Origin of the sequence: Mesorhizobium sp. BR1-1-15, assembly GCF_020165475.1 — a bacterium.
In the GTDB taxonomy this organism is placed as follows: Bacteria; Pseudomonadota; Alphaproteobacteria; order Rhizobiales; family Rhizobiaceae; genus Mesorhizobium.
Map to the genome: position 1 here is coordinate 35195 of NZ_JAIUIF010000013.1, position 17599 is coordinate 52793.

The 17599-nt window shown below is 63.3% G+C and carries 22 protein-coding genes; 11 read left to right on the top strand and 11 right to left on the bottom strand.

Features of this window, described 5'->3' with window-relative positions:
• Nucleotides 1-16 precede the first annotated feature (16 nt).
• Nucleotides 17-1240, bottom strand: a complete 1224-nt coding sequence (locus LB541_RS20895) for an FAD-dependent monooxygenase (RefSeq protein WP_224619487.1) — start codon at nt 1238-1240, stop codon at nt 17-19.
• A gap of 19 nt (nt 1241-1259) precedes the next feature.
• On the bottom strand, nt 1260-1505 hold the full coding sequence (locus LB541_RS20900; RefSeq protein WP_140494310.1) for a zinc-finger domain-containing protein: 246 nt from the start codon (nt 1503-1505) through the stop codon (nt 1260-1262).
• 201 nt (nt 1506-1706) lie between these two features.
• On the opposite strand from LB541_RS20900, the gene LB541_RS20905 reads away from it, so the two are divergent.
• Nucleotides 1707-3899, top strand: a complete 2193-nt coding sequence (locus tag LB541_RS20905) for an RNA degradosome polyphosphate kinase (RefSeq protein WP_140494308.1) — start codon at nt 1707-1709, stop codon at nt 3897-3899.
• On the top strand, nt 3899-5434 hold the full coding sequence (gene ppx / locus LB541_RS20910; RefSeq protein ID WP_140515513.1) for an exopolyphosphatase: 1536 nt from the start codon (nt 3899-3901) through the stop codon (nt 5432-5434). Before LB541_RS20905 ends, ppx begins: the two co-directional genes overlap by 1 nt.
• Nucleotides 5435-5771: 337 nt before the next feature.
• Here ppx and LB541_RS20915 read toward each other — a convergent pair whose 3' ends face one another.
• The 4 genes from LB541_RS20915 to LB541_RS20930 all read right to left on the bottom strand — a co-directional run bounded on the left by LB541_RS20915 (nt 5772) and on the right by LB541_RS20930 (nt 9504).
• Nucleotides 5772-6176 (bottom strand): DoxX family protein, encoded by a 405-nt coding sequence (locus LB541_RS20915; RefSeq protein ID WP_224619489.1) that lies wholly within the window; start codon nt 6174-6176, stop codon nt 5772-5774.
• A gap of 170 nt (nt 6177-6346) precedes the next feature.
• A complete protein-coding gene (locus LB541_RS20920; protein WP_140561877.1) occupies nt 6347-6769 on the bottom strand; it encodes a DoxX family protein in 423 nt (140 codons plus the stop codon).
• Between the two features lie 178 nt (nt 6770-6947).
• On the bottom strand, nt 6948-8345 hold the full coding sequence (fumC, locus tag LB541_RS20925) for a class II fumarate hydratase (protein WP_140515515.1): 1398 nt from the start codon (nt 8343-8345) through the stop codon (nt 6948-6950).
• A 376-nt stretch (nt 8346-8721) separates the two neighbouring features.
• Nucleotides 8722-9504: an NIPSNAP family protein gene (locus LB541_RS20930; RefSeq protein WP_224619491.1), complete on the bottom strand. Its 783-nt coding sequence runs from the start codon at nt 9502-9504 to the stop codon at nt 8722-8724.
• Between the two features lie 119 nt (nt 9505-9623).
• On the opposite strand from LB541_RS20930, the gene LB541_RS20935 reads away from it, so the two are divergent.
• The 8 genes from LB541_RS20935 (at nt 9624) to LB541_RS20970 (ending at nt 14446) form a co-directional block, all read left to right on the top strand.
• Nucleotides 9624-10289 carry a TetR/AcrR family transcriptional regulator gene (locus LB541_RS20935; protein WP_140685786.1) on the top strand — a complete coding sequence of 222 codons (666 nt, stop codon included), beginning with the start codon at nt 9624-9626 and terminating at the stop codon, nt 10287-10289.
• Between the two features lie 110 nt (nt 10290-10399).
• Nucleotides 10400-11533, top strand: a complete 1134-nt coding sequence (locus LB541_RS20940; RefSeq protein ID WP_140816983.1) for a metallophosphoesterase — start codon at nt 10400-10402, stop codon at nt 11531-11533.
• Nucleotides 11534-12024: 491 nt separating this feature from the next.
• Entirely contained in the window at nt 12025-12234 is a 210-nt protein-coding gene (locus LB541_RS20945; RefSeq protein WP_010915421.1) for a cold-shock protein, read from the top strand.
• A gap of 334 nt (nt 12235-12568) precedes the next feature.
• Nucleotides 12569-12796: a hypothetical protein gene (locus LB541_RS20950; RefSeq protein ID WP_140515521.1), complete on the top strand. Its 228-nt coding sequence runs from the start codon at nt 12569-12571 to the stop codon at nt 12794-12796.
• The gene (locus LB541_RS20955; RefSeq protein WP_140494290.1) at nt 12796-13200 is read left to right on the top strand and encodes a hypothetical protein; all 405 of its coding nucleotides are present in this window, start codon (nt 12796-12798) and stop codon (nt 13198-13200) included. The genes LB541_RS20950 and LB541_RS20955 overlap by 1 nt, the downstream gene beginning before the upstream one ends.
• 1 nt (nt 13201) lies before the next feature.
• Nucleotides 13202-13369 (top strand): hypothetical protein, encoded by a 168-nt coding sequence (locus LB541_RS20960; protein WP_181167560.1) that lies wholly within the window; start codon nt 13202-13204, stop codon nt 13367-13369.
• Between the two features lie 4 nt (nt 13370-13373).
• A complete protein-coding gene (locus LB541_RS20965; RefSeq protein WP_140521623.1) occupies nt 13374-13757 on the top strand; it encodes a YkgJ family cysteine cluster protein in 384 nt (127 codons plus the stop codon).
• 77 nt (nt 13758-13834) lie between these two features.
• Entirely contained in the window at nt 13835-14446 is a 612-nt protein-coding gene (locus LB541_RS20970; protein WP_140494286.1) for a LysE family translocator, read from the top strand.
• A gap of 100 nt (nt 14447-14546) precedes the next feature.
• On the opposite strand, the gene LB541_RS20975 is transcribed toward LB541_RS20970, so the two are convergent.
• The 5 genes from LB541_RS20975 to LB541_RS20995 all read right to left on the bottom strand — a co-directional run bounded on the left by LB541_RS20975 (nt 14547) and on the right by LB541_RS20995 (nt 16816).
• Nucleotides 14547-14825 (bottom strand): hypothetical protein, encoded by a 279-nt coding sequence (locus tag LB541_RS20975; protein ID WP_140494284.1) that lies wholly within the window; start codon nt 14823-14825, stop codon nt 14547-14549.
• 106 nt (nt 14826-14931) lie between these two features.
• Complete coding sequence (locus tag LB541_RS20980; protein ID WP_140494282.1) at nt 14932-15306, bottom strand: nuclear transport factor 2 family protein; 375 nt, start codon at nt 15304-15306, stop codon at nt 14932-14934.
• Nucleotides 15307-15323: 17 nt separating this feature from the next.
• Nucleotides 15324-15770 (bottom strand): OsmC family protein, encoded by a 447-nt coding sequence (locus tag LB541_RS20985; RefSeq protein ID WP_140494280.1) that lies wholly within the window; start codon nt 15768-15770, stop codon nt 15324-15326.
• A gap of 36 nt (nt 15771-15806) precedes the next feature.
• Nucleotides 15807-16163, bottom strand: a complete 357-nt coding sequence (locus tag LB541_RS20990) for a zinc-binding dehydrogenase (RefSeq protein ID WP_224619494.1) — start codon at nt 16161-16163, stop codon at nt 15807-15809.
• The gene (locus LB541_RS20995; protein WP_224619496.1) at nt 16088-16816 is read right to left on the bottom strand and encodes a zinc-dependent alcohol dehydrogenase family protein; all 729 of its coding nucleotides are present in this window, start codon (nt 16814-16816) and stop codon (nt 16088-16090) included. The genes LB541_RS20990 and LB541_RS20995 overlap by 76 nt, the downstream gene beginning before the upstream one ends.
• A gap of 97 nt (nt 16817-16913) precedes the next feature.
• Here LB541_RS20995 and LB541_RS21000 point away from each other — a divergent pair, with 97 nt between their 5' ends.
• On the top strand, nt 16914-17525 hold the full coding sequence (locus LB541_RS21000) for a TetR/AcrR family transcriptional regulator (protein ID WP_140494276.1): 612 nt from the start codon (nt 16914-16916) through the stop codon (nt 17523-17525).
• The last annotated feature ends 74 nt before the right edge of the window (nt 17526-17599 follow it).

Consider the following 17599-nt stretch of genomic DNA (forward strand, 5'->3'; position numbering starts at 1 on the left):
ACGCCTCGTTCGAGTTCTAGGCCCGCCACCCATAAAGCCAGTCCAAATCCGCGGCGAGCTTCTCCGGCGCCCGCATTTTCAGGAAAAGGTTGCGCGCCAACGCCACCGGACCCCAGGCATGCCAGGCAAGGCGGTTGAGGGCGCCGCGACGTGCCACTCTCACGACGCGCGGCCGGCGCAGGCCTTCCCAGATTTGAAGACTTCCGGCCAGGTCGGCAGGGGAGGCGGCCATGACGTCGGCAAGCGTGGCGGCATCCTCGATGGCCATCGCGGCGCCCTGTGCCGCGAACGGCGTCATGGCATGCGCCGCGTCGCCGACCAGCGCGATGCGGCCCGACCTTACCCATGGCTGCTTCTGATCGACCGTATGGACCGGCCAGGCCGCCCAAGGGCCGGCCAACTCCGCAAGCCTTGCCAGCGCCGGCGTGGTGCGGCGCATGGCGCCGGCCAGGATTGCGGGATCGGCATGGCCGGACCAGCCTTCGGCGATACGCTCGCCCCTGGTGAAAGCGACGAGGTTGATGGCGCTGCCCTTGCTGACGGGATAGGCGACCATGTGAAAGCCGGGATGCAGGAAGGTGGTGACGCAGTCCGGCGCACCGATCTCTGCAAAAGCTTGCCCGGCAGGACTGTCTGCGCTGACGGTTGCCCGCCAGGCCAGTTCGCCGGAGAAGTGGCTTTTCGCAAGCCTGTTTTTCCTTCCTTGGTCGGCAAGTCCGCGCACCGACGACGAGACGCCATCGGCGCCGACCAGAAGGAAACCTTCCGCCGCGACGAGCCTACCACCCACATCGGCTGCCGCGGTGATGCCTGAACTGCTGATCGTGACGCTGTCAAGGCGCGCGCCGGTGGTGAGATGAACATCGGGCATGGCAGCCACGCGCGCCATCAGCGCGTTTTGCAGGTCCGCTCGATGCGCCACGAGGTAGGGCGCACCCCAGCGCGCCTCGCCTGCTCGTCCAAGAGGCACGCGCGCCAGTTCGCCCAAGGTTGCCGCATCCTTCAGCACCACGGCTTCCGGCCTGACGGCATTGGGAAGAAGTGTGTCGAGTACGCCGAGCTCACGCAGGATGCGTGTCGCGTTGGGCGAAAGCTGGATGCCGGCGCCCGCCGCTTCGAGGCGCTGCGCCTGTTCGAAGATCCGCACGGTATAGCCGCGCTCGGCGAAAGCCAGTGCCGCGGTCAGCCCGGCAATACCCGCCCCGGCGATGATGACTTGCCGGGACTGTGCGTCTGCCATTGGCCCGGCCCGCTGGAGGTCAGGCGGCCTGATCGATGTAGAGGCAGCCGGCCGGCAGCGTTTCCATCGCCGTCAGCTTCGGCGAATAGCGGTAGAGCGTCGAGCAGTAGGGGCAGACCTTCTCATTGTCGTCGCCCATGTCGAGAAACACATGCGGATGGTCGAAAGGCGGGTTGGCGCCGGTGCACATGAATTCCTTGACTCCGATATCGATCGCCGGATGGCCCGCATCGTTCTGGAAATGGGGAATGGAACCGCCTGCCATCGTCGTCTCCTTTAGCGCAGTCTACTCAGCGTTTGGATCATAACCGGTCTGTTTGCAAGTTCGATGAAATGAAACTGTCGCAAAAGCCTGTCAGAGGATAAGTTAAGCCGGTTAACCGGCTGGAGCATCGCAGCCAGGCGCAACAGCCTGGCGCCGCCCGAAAAAGCGGCGAAGCAACCAGACGTGGGAAGAGCAGGAACCATGAACGAACTGAAGCCGGTCCAGAGCGAGTTCATCAATGCGGAAGCGGCAAGCCCGGAAGGCAATCCGGATCGTTTCGTCAATCGCGAGTTCTCCTGGTTGCAGTTCAACCGCCGCGTGCTCGAGGAATCGCAGAACACAAACCATCCGCTGCTGGAGAGGGTACGTTTCCTGTCGATCTCCGCGGCCAATCTCGATGAGTTCTTCATGGTGCGCGTCGCCGGCCTGGCCGGCCAGGTTCGCGAAGGCATCGTGTTGAGAAGTCCGGACGGGCGTACCCCCGAACAGCAGCTCGAACAGCTGCTGCGCGAGGTCGAACGGTTGCAGGAAGACCAGCAGAAAAGCCTTTCGGCGCTGACCGTGCTGCTCAACAAGGAAGGCATCGAGAGCATCACCCGCGACGCGCTGACCAAGGACGAGAAGGCCTGGCTGGAGGAGCACTTCCAGGATCAGGTGTTTCCGGTTCTCACGCCATTGTCGATCGACCCGGCGCATCCGTTCCCGTTCATCCCCAATCTCGGCTTCTCGATGGCGCTGCAGCTTCGCCATCGCAAGAACGGCGAGGAGATGAGCGCGCTCTTGCGCCTGCCGGTGGCGCTGAAGCGCTTCATCCGCCTGCCGGACCGCAAGCACCATGTCCGCTTCATCCCGCTGGAAGAGGCGGTCGGCCTTTACATCGGCAAGTTGTTCCCGGGTTACGAGGTCAAGGGCTCCGGCACGTTCCGCATCATTCGCGACAGCGACATCGAGGTCGAGGAGGAATCGGAAGATCTCGTGCGCCTGTTCGAGACTGCGCTAAAGCGCCGCCGCCGCGGCTCCGTCATTCGCATCGAGTTCGACATGCTCATGCCGGCCGAACTGCGCGAATTCGTCGCCGGCGAACTCGGCGTTTCGTCGAGCCGCATCAGCGTCCTGACCGGCCCGCTGGCGCTCAGCCAGATTTCGGAGATCGTCGCCGTTGCCCGCGACGACCTCAAATTCACGCCCTACAATCCGCGTTTCCCCGAGCGCATCCGCGAGCATGGCGGCGATTGCTTCGCCGCCATCCGCGAGAAGGACATCATCGTCCACCACCCCTACGAATCCTTCGACGTCGTGGTGCAGTTCCTGCGCCAGGCGATGGCCGACCCGGAAGTGGTGGCGATCAAGCAGACGCTTTACCGAACCTCCAACGACAGCCCGATCGTGCGTGCGCTGGTCGACGCCGCCGAGGCCGGCAAGTCGGTGACGGCACTGGTCGAGCTCAAGGCTCGCTTCGACGAGGAGGCCAACATCCGCTGGGCGCGCGACCTCGAGCGCGCCGGCGTCCAGGTCGTGTTCGGCTTCCTCGAGCTCAAGACCCACGCCAAGATGTCGCTGGTGGTGCGGCGCGAGGACGGCAAGCTGCGCAATTATGTGCATCTGGGCACCGGCAATTACCATCCGGTGACCGCGCGCATCTACACCGACCTGTCCTTCTTCACCACCGATGCAACGATCGCACGCGATGTCGCCCAGCTTTTCAACTTCATCACCGGCTATGCCGAGCCGACCGCCGAAATGCGGCTGGCGATCTCGCCCTTCACGCTGAGGAACCGTATCCTGCAGCACATTTCCGATGAGGTCGCCCACGCACTCGAGGGACGGCCGGCACGCATCTGGATGAAGATGAACGCCCTTGTCGATCCGATCATCATCGACGCGCTCTACGACGCCAGCCGAGCGGGCGTCGAGATCGACCTGGTCGTGCGCGGCATATGCTGCCTGCGGCCGCAGGTGCCGGGCCTGTCGGAAAACATCAGGGTCAAGTCGATTGTCGGCCGTTTCCTCGAGCACAGCCGCATCTATTGCTTCGGCAATGGCCACGGCCTGCCGTCGGACGAGGCCGTCGTCTACATCTCCTCGGCCGACCTCATGCCGCGCAACCTCGACCGCCGCGTCGAGACCATGGTGCCGATCACCAACCCAACTGTGCATGAACAGGTGCTGGGCCAGATCATGCTCGGCAACATCATGGACAATCAGCAAAGTTTCGACGTATTGGCTGATGGAACCTCCCGGCGCGTCGTGCTCGAGGAGGGCGAGGAGCCGTTCAACGCACAGGAATATTTCATGACCAATCCGAGCCTGTCGGGACGGGGTGATGCGCTGAAATCGCATGCGCCGAAGCGGATCGCGCAATTCAAGCGCCGTAAGAAGAACGCTGCCGCCTGATGCTGTCCGATTCCCAGGGCCGGCTGCAGGATCGCCGACCGCTGTCCATCATCGACATCGGCTCGAATTCGATCCGCCTTGTCGTCTATGAGGGGCTGGCGCGCTCGCCGACCATGCTGTTCAACGAAAAGATGCTGGCGGGCCTCGGCCGCGGCATTGTGTCGACGGGGAAGCTCGACCCCGAGGGCGTGACACGGTCAATGGAGGAGTTCCGCCGCTTCCGCGCGCTCTCCGACCAGGCCGGCGCCGAGCACATGTACGTGCTGGCGACCGCGGCTGCCCGCGAGGCCGTCAACGGCCCCGATTTCATCCACCGCGCCGAAGACGTGCTCAAGACCGAGATCCGCGTGATCAGCGGCCGCGAGGAAGCCTACTATTCCGCGCTCGGCGTCATCTGCGGCTTTCATCCGGCCAACGGTATCGCGGGTGACCTCGGCGGCGGCAGCCTTGAACTGGTCGACGTCAATGGCGAAGCGATCGGCGACGGCATAACGTTGCCGCTGGGCGGCCTGCGCCTCCAGGATATGGCCAAGAACTCCCTCACGCAGGCAGCGAAAATCGTGCGCGACGAGCTGGGGCGGGCGAAGCTGCTCAAAGGCGGGCAAGGCAGGCCTTTCTATGCCGTCGGCGGCACCTGGCGAAATCTCGCCCGGCTGCACATGGAGATGACCAACTATCCGCTTGGCGTCATGCACCACTACGAGATCGGCGTCGAAAGTGCCGCCAATTTCCTGCGGCAAGTGGCGAAAGGCGAGATCGAGAAGATCAAAGGCATCGAGGGCGTTTCGAAGAACCGCCGCTCGCTCCTGCCTTACGGTGCCATCGTGCTGCAGGAGATCATGGCGGCGATGCAGCCGTCGAAGATCATCGTCTCGGCGCTCGGCGTGCGCGAAGGCTTCCTCTATTCGCTGCTCGACCAGGCCGAGCAGAAGGCCGATCCGCTGATCTCGGCATCGGAGGAACTCGCCCGGCTGCGCTCGCGCTCGGTCACCCATGCGCATGAACTCGTCGACTGGACGGCCAAGACCTTTGCCGCTTTCGGCATCGACGAGACCGAGGACGAGGCGCGCTACCGCCACGCGGCGGCATTGCTGGCCGACATCGGTTGGCGCGCGCATCCCGAATATCGCGGCAAGCAATCGCTCAACATCATCGCCCACGCCTCCTTTTTCGGCGTGGACCACCCTGGCCGCGCCTATCTGGCGATGGCCAACGCTTATCGGCACGACGGCATCTTCAACGAAGCCATCGCGCCCGAGATCAAGGCGCTGGCGACACCGCGCTATCTGGAGCGAGCGCGGGTGCTGGCGGCATCGATGCGCGTCGTCTACCTGCTGACCGCCTCGATGCCCGGCGTCATGCCAAGGCTGAAATGGGAGCAGCGCGGCAATGGCGTGCTGGCGCTGGTCTTGCCGGCATCTCTGGCAGATCTCTATGGCGAGCGGCCGGCCGGGCGCTTGGCGCAACTGGCGCGAATTACCGGCCGCCGCCTGGTGCTGGCGGTCGAGGGCGGACCGAGCGTTTCGGTGAAATAGGTACGGCCTACCAGAGCGTGAGTTATCTGATCCACACCGATATTAGACCAACTCAATGGCACCGCTTATCAGCGGCTTCGCGTTTAAAGACCGGCTTCCCCCACTCCGTCTTGGCTTCGCCAAGCCACCTCTCCCCCCTCCGGAGGGAGAGGAAGGGCGCCAAGATTGGCGAACTCGCGCCCTTCCTCTACCCCGTCGATCGGGGGAGAGGTGTCGAGCGCAGCTCGACGGAGTGGGGGTCGACTTGACGCGGGTGTTGACTTGGCCCGGGCATTGAGAGTCCAACCCGGGGCATATGTCTGGTTGGTTCCGGGCTTGCCTTTGGATTTAGGCGATATCAAACCGCAGCCCGCCCGTCGACCGACCAGGCGCCGGGGCCGGCCATGGCGAGCGCCAGAAAGCCGCCCGATATCGCGATGTCCTTCATCAGCATCTGCTGGTGCAGGAAGGCAAGCGTCGCATCATCGGCGCCCTGGCCGTAATGGCCGATGAAGCCGGCAACGATGCAGAAGGCGGCCAAAAGCAGAGCCACGATCCGGGTCTGGAAGCCGATGAGTATCAGCAGTCCGGCGATCAGCTCGAACAGGCCTGTGCCCCACGCGGCGAGCCCCGGGAGCGGCAGGCCAAGGCCGGCGAAATAGCCCGATGTGCCGGCAATGTCGGCGAGCGCATGGAAGCCTGACGGTACGAACAGCGCGGCAAGCAGCAGCCGCGAAGCCATAAGCAGTGCGTTGCGAGGCATGGTCACCTCCGTTGTCGTTTGGCCGGTTTGGGCCTTTACCCACCCGGACCGATCGATCCTACCACCGATGCCCCGGCAAATCCGGGCGCTGAATTGAGGCTTCTGCACCGACAACGAAACAGTGGCGCGGAAAATTCCGCGCCACTGCTGTCAAGACGGGGGAGGGAAGTTCAGCCGCGCTTGGCGTCGATCGAATAGGCGCCGGCGCCTGAGGAAGCCAGCACGAGGAAGCCGCCGGTGATCGCCAGGTTCTTCATGAAGTTGATCATCTGCATCTGGTCGGCCCAGCCGGTGTGGGCAACCAGGGCCGTGGCGACGGTGAAGATCGCCAGCACCCAGGCGGCAATCCGGGTCTGGAAGCCGACGAGAATAGCCAGACCGCCGAGCAGTTCGATGAGGCCGACGACAATGGCCGTCACGGTCGGCAAGGGAAGGCCGAGGCCGCCGAAATAGGCCGCGGTGCCGGAAAGGGCGCTGAGCTTGCCGAAACCGGAAAGCAGGAAAATGACCGCAAGCAGGATGCGGCCGAGCAGGATGGTGACAGAACTGTTGGACGCGGTGCCGGTGCCGGCGAAGGAAGTGTTGGTGGACATGGTGGCTCTCCGAATAGGGTTGATCACCCGTCAGATAGACCATGCTGACTGTTCACCAAAGCCGCCTGTCTGGCGACACATTGTTCACAGGACATACGTTTCCGTGAACCGGTGAAAGACGGAAATTCGTGTCGCTCGATGCGGTGGCGGGAGGATATTCTCCCGCCGAAAAATGCCTTTATCCCGGATGGGTCATATCTTCGGGCCGCACGAGCCGGTCGTAGTCGGCTTCGCTGACCAACCCGGTGGCCAGCGCTTCCTCGCGCAGCGTGGTGCCGTTCTTGTGCGCGGTCTTGGCGATCTTGGCGGCGCTGTCGTAGCCGATGGTGGGCGCAAGCGCCGTCACCAGCATCAGCGAGCGGTCGAGGGCCGCCTTGATGTTGTCTTCGCGCGCCTCGATGCCGACGACGCAATTGTCGGTGAAGGAGACCGAAGCGTCGGCGAGCAACTGCACCGATTGCAGGAAGTTGTAGGCCATCAGCGGGTTGTAGACGTTGAGCTCGAAATGGCCCTGGCTGCCGGCGAAGGTGAGGGCTGCATTGTTGCCGAACACCTGCACGCAGACCTGGGTCATCGCTTCGCACTGCGTCGGGTTGACCTTGCCCGGCATGATCGAGGAACCCGGCTCGTTTTCCGGCAACGACAATTCGCCAAGGCCGGAACGCGGGCCGGAACCGAGGAAGCGGATGTCGTTGGCGATCTTGAACAGCGCTGCGGCAGCGGCGTTGATGGCGCCATGTGAGAACACCATGGAATCATGGGCTGCCAGCGCCTCGAACTTGTTCGGGGCAGTGACGAAGGCGATGCCGGTGATGGCGGCGATGCGGTCGGCCACCCGCTCGGCGAAGCCGACCGGCGCGTTGAGGCCGGTGCCGACGGCGGTGCCGCCCTGCGCCAGTTCCTGCAGGCCGGGCAACGTCAGCTCGATGCGCTTGATCGACGAAGCGACCTGCGCGGCGTAGCCCGAGAATTCCTGGCCCAGCGTAAGCGGGGTGGCGTCCTGCGTGTGGGTGCGGCCGATCTTGATGATATGGTTGAACTCTCTGCTCTTGGCGGCGAGCGCCTTGTGCAGGTGCTTCAGCGCCGGCAACAGGTCATGCACGATGCGCTCGGCGCAGGCGATGTGCATGGCGGTCGGGTAGGTGTCGTTCGACGACTGGCTCATATTGACGTGGTCGTTCGGGTGCACCGGCTTCTTGGAGCCCATGACGCCGCCCAGCATCTCGATCGCCCGGTTGGAGATCACCTCGTTGGCGTTCATGTTGGATTGCGTACCCGAGCCGGTCTGCCAGACCACCAGCGGGAAATGGTCGTTGAGCTTGCCGTCGATGACTTCTTGAGAGGCTTCGACGATCGCCTTGCCGATCGCCGGATCGAGCCGCTTCAGCTCCATATTGGCTTCCGCCGCCGCCCGCTTGACGATGCCGAGCGCGCGCACGACGGATGCCGGCTGCTTTTCCCAACCGATCTTGAAATTGCCGAGCGAACGCTGCGCCTGCGCGCCCCAATAGCGGTCGGCGGCGACCTCGATGGCACCGAACGTATCGGTTTCGGTTCTGGTCTTGGCAGCGCTCACGGCAAGTCTCCGGTCTGTCGATTTGGGCAACGGCGTATCGCGTTGCACAAAACGCATCAAGCGGAGATTGCGGGCGGTGAAGATGCAAATCGGTTGAAGACGGAGCCAATCTCCCCGCTCGTGGGGAGATGCCCGGCAGGGCGGCGGGGGCGCGAAGGAACGCTATCTGTCGTCATTCAACTGCGTTCAGGTTAGAACAAGCGCGGAAGTGCAATCGAATGAGAGATCGGCGGGACAGCGCCCCCCTCTGGCCTGCCGGCCATCTCCCCCACGAGGGGGGAGATCGGCTGTCCACTCACTCCGCCGTATACCCGCCGTCCACCGCAAAGACGCCGCCCCGCCTCTGATCAGACGCCGTCTCCGGGCGGACTGGAGATCAGCAACAAAGCCGCGAGCGCGATGTCGCCGACAGGCGCACGGTTTCGGTTGGTCTGGCCAGGTCATGTCGGACGGCGTGCGAGAAGGCCTGCCATGCAGGCGAGGCGGCAAGCGCGGTTTCATGCTGGGCGTGCGCTTCTTCGCCATCAAAACCCATCACACTGATGAAAACATTCTCACTCGCTCGCACCGGCAGGCGTGGAAAGCTGTTTTCCGCATGCTCCGTGACGAAAGCGGCGAGCAGCCGCGCACCGGGTGACGCCGTCATCGGCGCCAGCTTGGCCTCGAAGCGGCTGGCGAACGCGGCCTCTGCGCCCGGCCGCAAATGATAAATCCGAATCACGACCATCCCTGACAGCGGCGTGCTTCTGCCTGGCTTTTCGTCGGCAGCCAAGCCCGCGCGCAATGCGCCGGAGAGATCGAAGCCAGCCCCGGTCCACGCAGGTTTGAGCAGCAGCACATCGTCGGAATCGATCATCGTGGCGTTGGCGGCATTGCGGTGCGCTGCCCATTCCGGACCGTCATAGAAGGCGCTCAGGGCACGTTTGCGCGCCTCCATGTCCTCGAAACCGCGCAGCCAGACGAACATGTCGGGGCGATCGAGATCCCGGAATTGGCCGATGATGGTCATCCCGGCCTCTTCCTGGCCTTCGATCAGCTTGCCGTCAAAGAGGTCGATAAGGGTATCGCGTTTGCCGGGTTTCAGCGTGTACTGCCGCAGTTCGACGACCGGGGAGGCGAGCGCTGCTGTCTCCGATGTGGCACTCAGGGGCAGGCTCATAAGCTCGTCTCCAAAAACAGGGTGATCATCCTGTTTTATAAAACAGACCGGTTGTCCTGTTTTGTCAATCTGCTAGCTTCTTTTTCTTCCCTCCTGGAGGGGCACGGTGGAGATTCCCGATGACAGGGCATGCCCAGAAGCGCACCAATGATCCCGAAGGCATGCGCAACAGAGTGCTCGATGCCGCGCAGGAGTCCTTTCAGGTACGCGGCTATCACGCGTCCAGTCTCGGCGATCTGATGGCGGCGGCGGGTGTCAGCGGCGGCGCGTTGCATCATCATTTCCCGACCAAGAAAGCGTTGGCGCTGGCGGTGATCGAAGAGCGTGTGGCCGCGGCGGTCGAAGAGACATGGATGGCGCCTTTGCGGGCGGCCGCTTCGGCGCGCGAAGGCGTGCGTGCAGCCTTCGAAGCCGTGGCGGCGGAACTTGAGCAACAAGGCTTCGTGCGCGGCTGTCCCCTCAACAACCTTGCACATGAACTGTCGCTCGTCGATGCCGAATTGCGCGCCGCCCTTGCCGGCATTTTTGCCGGCTGGCGCCAGGCGATCGCCGACAAGGTCCGGGCTGATCAGCAGGCGGGCAGGGAGCAGGACACCGACCCGCAGCGTTTCGCCGCCCTGGCCGTCGCGGCCTATTCCGGCGCGATGTCGATGGCCAAGACGGCGCAGGATGCCGGCATGTTGCGCGATTGCCTGGCGGGGCTGGAGCAGAATGTCGCCCAAGCTTCGCCCATGGCCGCAACGAGGCGGCGTCGCAGGATATTGCTGCCACCGGGAAACCTTTGATGCCGAGGACGGGAACGATCCCTACAACTCAGTTCCGTTCTGGGGGAGGGCAGCCGTGGACCGGGCGCTGAACTTTACTGCTGACCGGTGTCCGTGCTGAACTTCAACCCATGATGAAGCGCTTCTCACCAAAATCGGTATCACGACGCCGTTTTCTGGCGCGGGCCGCCGGTCTTGCCACGGCCCTTGCGCTTCCACGCCCGGCGCTCGGCCAGACCGGGCAGCGCATTCAGCCTGTCGACGCCACCTTCCTGTTCATCGCCGATGTCCATGCCTGCCGCATGGCCAGCGGCTTGAGTCCCAATTGCCAGCAGGAAGGCAAGACCGACGCTGCCTTGCTGCGCAATGTGGCGGCTCTGAACGGCATTGGCGACAAAACATGGCCCGTCGAGATCGGCGGCGTCCCGACGGGCCTACGCTCCGCCGGCAGCCGAATCGGCACGCCGCTCGGCCTCGTCATCGGCGGCGACATGACCGACGATGGCGGTGGTCAGATCACCCAGCCGAGTGAAGGCACGCAATTGCTGCAATTCAGCCAGCGTTACCAGCAAGGCATGGGGCCTGACCGCGTGCATGTTCCAGTCTATGTCGGGCTCGGCAATCATGACCTCGACCAAAACGGCCCGCGGCATCACGTTGACTGGTACCGGCGCGAAATGCGCGACTATGTCGAAGTCAATCACCGTGCCGGCGTGTTCTTCAAGCCACCGGTTCCGGCCACCGACTACGATGTCGAGACCGACTGCTATGCGTGGGACTGGGGCGGGCTGCATCTTGTCCAGACCCACCGTTTCGCTGGCGACACCGGCCATGGCGCGGACAGCAGCCTGCCCTGGCTGAAGCAGGATCTGGCGACCTATGCGGCGGACGGCCGCCCGGTCATCCTGTTTCAGCATTATGGCTGGGATAACTTTTCGACTGAGCGATGGGATCCCGCCAAAAAGGTGTTCGACGACGACGGCAAGGGGCCGCCGCATTGGTGGAGCGATGCGGACCGTCAGGCACTGCTTGCGGCTCTGAAGGGCTACAACGTGATTGCCATCTTCCATGGCCATCAGCACGAGGTGCCGATGATCTATCAGCGCGACGGCCTTGATCTCTTCAAGCCAAAGGCGGCCTATATGGGCGGGTTCGCACTGGCGCGGGTCACCAATGATGGCATGGATGTCGTGCTGGGCGAAGCCAGCGACGATCACGGCGGGGTCACATTCACCAACGCCTTCAGCAAACCGTTCCAGACATGAAAGCCCGCAGCGGCCTTTTCGTCCCGGACGCTGACTGACGTCGACCTGGCAGTGCGCTCGGGCCTCGGCCTCCGCTACGAGATGCCGCCGATGATGACCGCCGCGATGTAGGGGCCGAAAGAAAACGCCCCTCGCACCTTTTATCGTGCGGGGGGCGTCTTTGCCGTTCGCTTTTCCTTCGATTGCTCTCGTGAATTGCTGACGACAACCATGAAACGTGCTTCGACCGAAATGGCTCCCGGCGCGTCCAGATTTTTTTAGGGCCGCTTTGTTCAGTGCCCGATTGGCGTGAACCGTCGCGGCGGGTGAGCCAAGAATTGACATGGCCGTTTAAATAGCTTACAAGACCTTTGTCGATATTTGTTGACTGACTTTTGTTATCCGCGCTTTGCAGCGCGCCTTTGACGAACTTCCCACATCAAAAATCGAGACAAACGACGTTGTGCATCCGCATGACGGCGAACGAGTATTTGCCATGGAAAGGGTTCGTCATGAGCACCGGCACAGTTAAATGGTTCAACGCCACCAAAGGTTTTGGTTTTATTCAGCCTGACGACGGCTCTGCCGACGTTTTCGTCCACATCTCGGCCGTAGAGCGCGCCGGCATGCGTGACATCGTCGAGGGCCAGAAGCTCGGCTACGAGATGGTCCGCGACAACAAGTCCGGCAAGATGTCGGCCGACCAGTTGAAGGCGGCCTGAAAAAGGATTCAGCCTTCCCGGTGACCACGGATGTACTGGCACTGGTGAATGGCGAATTCGGGCGCATGGCGGCGGAAACCTGAGTTTTCGCACGCTGCGTGCCGGAGCGTCCTGTGCATCCACTGGATGCGCGACGCTCTCATGGAAGGTCAGGCGGTGCCTGGCCTTTTTCACTTTGTGGGTCTCGCCGCCGAAAATGCGCTGCGCGTCGGCCTGAACGTGCTAAGGGACGCTCCAGCAAGTTGAATCCGCCGCCCCAATGCTTTTGTGCGTGGGTCCTGACTGAAGACCGGTCTTGCCCTATCGGCACGAGACTCCTGACAGGAGAAAGATTTTGACCGCCAATTCGAAAACAGCTGCTGATCAGGCAGTGCCCTTGTTCAGCAAGACGCAAACCCAGTCGATGTCGCTCAACCGCATCATTTCCGAACGCGATGCCCTTACCCAGGCGCGTGAAGCCAAGACCGCGCGTTTGCGCGAACTGCGCCTGGAAAAAGAGGCAGATGAAATGGCTGCGGCGGCCGCACAGGCGGCGTTGCCGAAACGGGCCGGAAGACGCTGATGGCGACGAAGCGTGTGCCGGCGACACCAATCGCCGCTGATGCGACCATCGCCGATATGGTCGAAACATTGGACAAGCCAGTCGAATATGTCCGGCGTGTGCTGGAAAAACTCGAACGCTGCAAGCGCGTCCATGGCGATGCACAGGTGCGCGTCGGCGTGCGGGGCCGCGCCGAGTGCCCGAACTATTTGATCGAATATGTCCGCCAAGACGCCAAGACCCGCGAGCCGGTGACCCATCAGGACGCCGCCTACAGCGGCAGCACGCATCGCGAACTGGCGCCGCATCACATCGCGGAGGCGAGGAACTGGTCGCCTGAGGAAATGAACATAACGGCGGTTTCGGCCCTGATCGGCCGTTTGCGCAGTCCGCGCGCACCATCGCGCTTCGCCGACGAGGACTGAGATGGCCATAAAATTCTCCGCCAAGGACCAACCGCCGGCGCCCGCCGCCGCTGCAAAGCCGGTCAAGCCGGCTGCCGCGCCGAAGGCCGATGCAGCTGCCGAGGCCGCGACCGATCTATTCAAGTCGCCGGCCGAGGCGCCGTCGCGCAAGGCAGGCAAGAAGAAATAGCGCCTTGCCGCAAGACGCCGACCGCAATCCTGCTGCGCAGGGGCTGTTCAACCCGGTGGCCGCAGCCAGCCTTTCATCGTCGCAACGAGGCACCGTCCCGGCATTTGATTGCCAGAGCTGCGGCGCCTGTTGCTCCTACTCGGCCGAGTGGCCGCGCTTTTCCACCGAGGACGACGCGCACCTCGACCGTATCCCGGACAAGTATGTCGCGACCGATCTGTCGGGTATGCGTTGCGAGGGCCCGCGCTGTTCGGCCCTCTGTGGCGAAGTGGGCAAGGCAACCGCTTGCGGCATCTACGAGCTGCGCCCGGATGTCTGCCGCGCCTGCATGCCCGGCGACGAGGATTGCCTGATGGCGCGTCGGGCGCACGGGCTGCCTGTCCTCTGATCTGACGGCGCCGCGGCTTGTGCGCGGGGATTTCGCTGCTACGCTGCCCGCCGGGCAGCACAGCGGAGGACCAAATCGTGAGCATCGAATTCTTGTTGACGTCGCTGATCGTGGTGGCTTCGCCCGGCACCGGCGTCCTCTACACGCTGAGCGCCGGGCTTTCCCGCGGCGCCCGCGCCTCAATCGTCGCCGCTTTCGGCTGCACGCTCGGCATCATCCCGCATATGGCTGCCGCCATCACCGGCCTCGCCGCGCTCCTGCACACCAGCGCGGTCGCCTTCGAGACGCTGAAATATCTGGGCGTCGCCTACCTCCTTTACATGGCCTGGAACACGCTGAAGGAGAGGGGTGGTCTGAACGTCGAGGACAATGTCGCGCCGCGCTCCACCGGCAAGGTGATTGCGAGAGGCATCCTCGTCAATGTGCTCAACCCGAAGCTGTCGATCTTCTTCTTTGCCTTCCTGCCGCAGTTCGTCAGCACGACCGAGCCGCACGCGCTGTCGAAGATGCTGGAACTGAGCAGCGTCTTCATGCTTTTGACCTTCGTCATCTTCGTCGGCTATGGCATCTTCGCCGCCTCGATCCGCAGCCATGTCGCGTCGCGGCCGAGGGTGCTGACCTGGATGCGCCGCACGTTCGCCGGCGCTTTCGTCATGCTCGGCGCCAAGCTTGCGCTGGCGGACAGGTAGAATTCGTTCGCCTCGCCTTGGCACGAAATCGATGCCGAACAATGAGAAGGCGAGCCTTGGCCCGCCTTCTTTTGTTCTTCAACTCCGGACTAGCCGGCAATCATTTGTTCGCGCCGCCGAGCGCCTTCAATTTTTCGCAGAACGGGGCATACGGCTTGCTCATCGCCGCATCCTGACATTCCTTCATCATCATGGCTTGGTCGTCCTTGGACATTTTTGCCCAGGCGGCTTTCATCTCGGCGTCGGATTTCATCGTCTTCATGCTCGCATCGGTGAAGAACGGTTCCATCATCTTGGGCGAGTCGAGCGCTCCGGCAAGTGCCGTGCCGCTGAGAACGGTCAACGCGAGTGCTCCAAAGCAGGCGGTTCTGATGTTCATGACATTAGTCCTCCCTATGGTCTTTCTCGATCGTCGAATGGCGGTCGGACTCTATTCCTAGCACAAACCGATGTGTATTAGGAGTAACTCATATGGTGAAGCCGGCCTATCCCTTGACGTAGCCCATCGCCTCGACGATCCGCCCGCCCTCGACGCGCATCAGATTGACGCCGCGCAGCGAATTGCCGTCCGCCATCCAGTAGCGCCAGCGGATCGTCGCCCGCTCGCCGGCGACGAAGGTCTCCTCGATGTCGAAGCGCGTGCCGGGCTGGGTCGCGATCGCCGTCCATAGCCCGACGCAGGCCGCCTTGCCGGCATGGCGCGCACCGTCCGGTGCCGGCACGGTGTTTTCAATCACGCAGTCCTCGCCCACCAACTCGGCAAGCGCCGACGGATCGTGCAACTGGAACACATCGTTGAAGCGCCGCATGATCTCGGCTGTCCGCCGCGACTCTGGATGACCGTCCATGATGCTGCTCATCTCGTACTTCTCCTGATTCATTGTTGCGCGGCGGTACCCACGAGGGTCGCCTTGAGGTTGATCTGGGCCACGCCGGCCAGCGCGCGCGAAACGAGACAGCTCGCCTTGGCGGACTGGGCAAGGCGCTCGAACTGGTCTTCGGCGAGCCCCGTGACCTCCACCGCCGTTTCAAGGTCGATGCGGGTGATGGTCGGCCCGGCCTCGGTCGCTCCGAGGTGCACCCTGGCGATGGTGCGGATGTCCCGGGGAACATGACCTCCCTGGCCAAGGATGAAGGTCAGCGCCATCGAGAAACAGCCGGCATGCGCGGCCGCGATCAGTTCTTCCGGGTTGGTGCCGGGGCCGTTCTCGAAACGCGACGGAAAGGAATAGGCGCCTTCGAACACACCGCTGCCGAGCCGCAGCCGGCCTGAACCTTCCCTCAGCGTGCCTTGCCACTCGGCCGAAGCTTCACGAATTGTCATTGCTGTTCTCCCTTCTGGTTCGATCGATATGAAAGATCAGGCTCCGTCGATGACGACCTTCCCGAAGACGTCGCCCTGCTGGAAATAGCGGTAGGCGTCGCGGGCCTCGGCGAAGGGGAAGACCTTGTCGATGACCGGTCTCAACCGGTGCGCCGAGACGGCGTTGAGCATCGTTTCGAGGTTTGCGCGGCTGCCGACGAACAGACGGCTGATTGTGACGAGGCTGCGCTGATAGACGGCGCCGGGGATCTGCACCGTTGCGCCCTTCGCATCCTGAATGGTGAGCAGCACGATGCGCCCATAAAGCGCGCTGGCGATCAGCGACTGCGCGAAGGTCGGCGGGCCGCCGGTTTCGACGGTAAGGTCGATACCGCCGGTTTCGCCACGCACCATCGCCCCCATTCCGGCATGTCGGTCGAGGAGACGACGAGGTCGGCCCCCATCGCCCGCAGCTTGCCGACCTTCTCGGCGCGAGAGGTGACGGCGACGACGCGGCAGCCGAGCAGCTTGGCGAACTGCAACGCGAACAGCGAGACGCCGCCCGAGCCTTTGACTAGAACCCATTGGCCGGGCTTGGGAATCTCCGCCCCGGTCAGTGCGTTCCAGGCTGTCAGGCCGGCGCAGCTCAGCGTTGCCGCCTCGCGCCAGTCGAGATGCTCGGGAACTCGCACCGCCCATTGCTCGTCAAGCACGGCGTACTCGCCGAGCATGCCATCCAGCGTGCAGCCGAGCTGGTCGATCAGTCCGGCATTGATGCGGCCATCGATCCAGCGGGCGAAATAGCTGCCGGTGACACGGTCGCCGACGGCAAAGCGTGTGACATCATCGCCGATGGCGACGACCTCGCCGGCGCCGTCGCTGAGCGGAACGATCCCGCGGCGCGGTGTCAGGGGGTAGGTGCCATTGAGGATCATCGTATCGCGTCGGTTGAGCGAGGTGGCGCGCACCCGCACCACGATCTCCTGGGGACTTGGCTCCGGTCGCACCTCTTCCCGCATCACCAGACATTCGGTTCCGCCCAAACCCTCAAGACGATAGCTGCGCATTTCGGCTCTCGATTATATAGACTGATCTACATATTATGTAGACCAGTTGTCATATTTCTGGCAAGGCTTATAAGGATCTCTCCTGACAGAGGTTGACATGGCGAACGATACGAGAGCCCGCATACTCGAAACGACCGGATTGCTGCTCAGGCGGCGCGGCTATCACGGCACTTCGCTCAATGACATACTGAGCGCCAGCGGCGCCCCGCGCGGCTCGCTCTATTTCCACTTTCCCGGTGGCAAGGATCAGCTGGTCGTCGAAGTGACGCGCGCCAGCGTGGCCGAGGTGACTGAGAGGCTTGGCGCCGAGCTGGCGGCGGAAAGCGATCCGGCGGTTGCCGTTCACCACATTTACCAGTCGGTCGCTCGCATGCTGGAGGACAACGAATTCTCGCTCGGCTGCCCGATCGCGCCGGTCGTGCTCGATGCGCCGAACGACGTGCCGGACTTGGAGGAAATCTGCCGCTCCGCTTTCGAGCAGTGGATCGGCCTGCTGCGCCAGGCGTTTGTCAGGGCAGGGGTGGTCGAGCGCCGCGCACGGGCGCTGGCGCTGTTGGTCGAGTCCTCGCTGGAAGGCCTGATGGTGATTGCCCGCGCCACCCGCGATCGCTCATCGATCAACGTCGTGGCCGATGAGGTGGCTACCCTGATCGAGCAGGCAGTCCTCGCCGGCAAGGCGACGCGGCAAGCGGAGAGCACTGCTGTCTGACGCTGGTTCCAACCGACTACGCTGAAGCAAAGCCTGAATGTGCAAAGAAAAGGGCGGCATCGCTGCCGCCCTTT

Excerpts from the sequence above, each read along its gene's own strand:
- LB541_RS20895 (WP_224619487.1), bottom strand. The coding sequence starts at position 1,240 with ATGGCAGACGCACAGTCCCGGCAAGTCATCATCGCCGGGGCGGGTATT.
- LB541_RS20900 (WP_140494310.1), bottom strand. The coding sequence starts at position 1,505 with ATGGCAGGCGGTTCCATTCCCCATTTCCAGAACGATGCGGGCCATCCG.
- LB541_RS20905 (WP_140494308.1), top strand. The coding sequence starts at position 1,707 with ATGAACGAACTGAAGCCGGTCCAGAGCGAGTTCATCAATGCGGAAGCG.
- ppx (WP_140515513.1), top strand. The coding sequence starts at position 3,899 with ATGCTGTCCGATTCCCAGGGCCGGCTGCAGGATCGCCGACCGCTGTCC.
- LB541_RS20915 (WP_224619489.1), bottom strand. The coding sequence starts at position 6,176 with ATGCCTCGCAACGCACTGCTTATGGCTTCGCGGCTGCTGCTTGCCGCG.
- LB541_RS20920 (WP_140561877.1), bottom strand. The coding sequence starts at position 6,769 with ATGTCCACCAACACTTCCTTCGCCGGCACCGGCACCGCGTCCAACAGT.
- LB541_RS20930 (WP_224619491.1), bottom strand. The coding sequence starts at position 9,504 with ATGAGCCTGCCCCTGAGTGCCACATCGGAGACAGCAGCGCTCGCCTCC.
- LB541_RS20935 (WP_140685786.1), top strand. The coding sequence starts at position 9,624 with ATGACAGGGCATGCCCAGAAGCGCACCAATGATCCCGAAGGCATGCGC.
- LB541_RS20940 (WP_140816983.1), top strand. The coding sequence starts at position 10,400 with ATGATGAAGCGCTTCTCACCAAAATCGGTATCACGACGCCGTTTTCTG.
- LB541_RS20945 (WP_010915421.1), top strand. The coding sequence starts at position 12,025 with ATGAGCACCGGCACAGTTAAATGGTTCAACGCCACCAAAGGTTTTGGT.
- LB541_RS20955 (WP_140494290.1), top strand. The coding sequence starts at position 12,796 with ATGGCGACGAAGCGTGTGCCGGCGACACCAATCGCCGCTGATGCGACC.
- LB541_RS20960 (WP_181167560.1), top strand. The coding sequence starts at position 13,202 with ATGGCCATAAAATTCTCCGCCAAGGACCAACCGCCGGCGCCCGCCGCC.
- LB541_RS20975 (WP_140494284.1), bottom strand. The coding sequence starts at position 14,825 with ATGAACATCAGAACCGCCTGCTTTGGAGCACTCGCGTTGACCGTTCTC.
- LB541_RS20980 (WP_140494282.1), bottom strand. The coding sequence starts at position 15,306 with ATGAGCAGCATCATGGACGGTCATCCAGAGTCGCGGCGGACAGCCGAG.
- LB541_RS20985 (WP_140494280.1), bottom strand. The coding sequence starts at position 15,770 with ATGACAATTCGTGAAGCTTCGGCCGAGTGGCAAGGCACGCTGAGGGAA.
- LB541_RS20990 (WP_224619494.1), bottom strand. The coding sequence starts at position 16,163 with ATGGTGCGTGGCGAAACCGGCGGTATCGACCTTACCGTCGAAACCGGC.
- LB541_RS20995 (WP_224619496.1), bottom strand. The coding sequence starts at position 16,816 with ATGCGCAGCTATCGTCTTGAGGGTTTGGGCGGAACCGAATGTCTGGTG.
- LB541_RS21000 (WP_140494276.1), top strand. The coding sequence starts at position 16,914 with ATGGCGAACGATACGAGAGCCCGCATACTCGAAACGACCGGATTGCTG.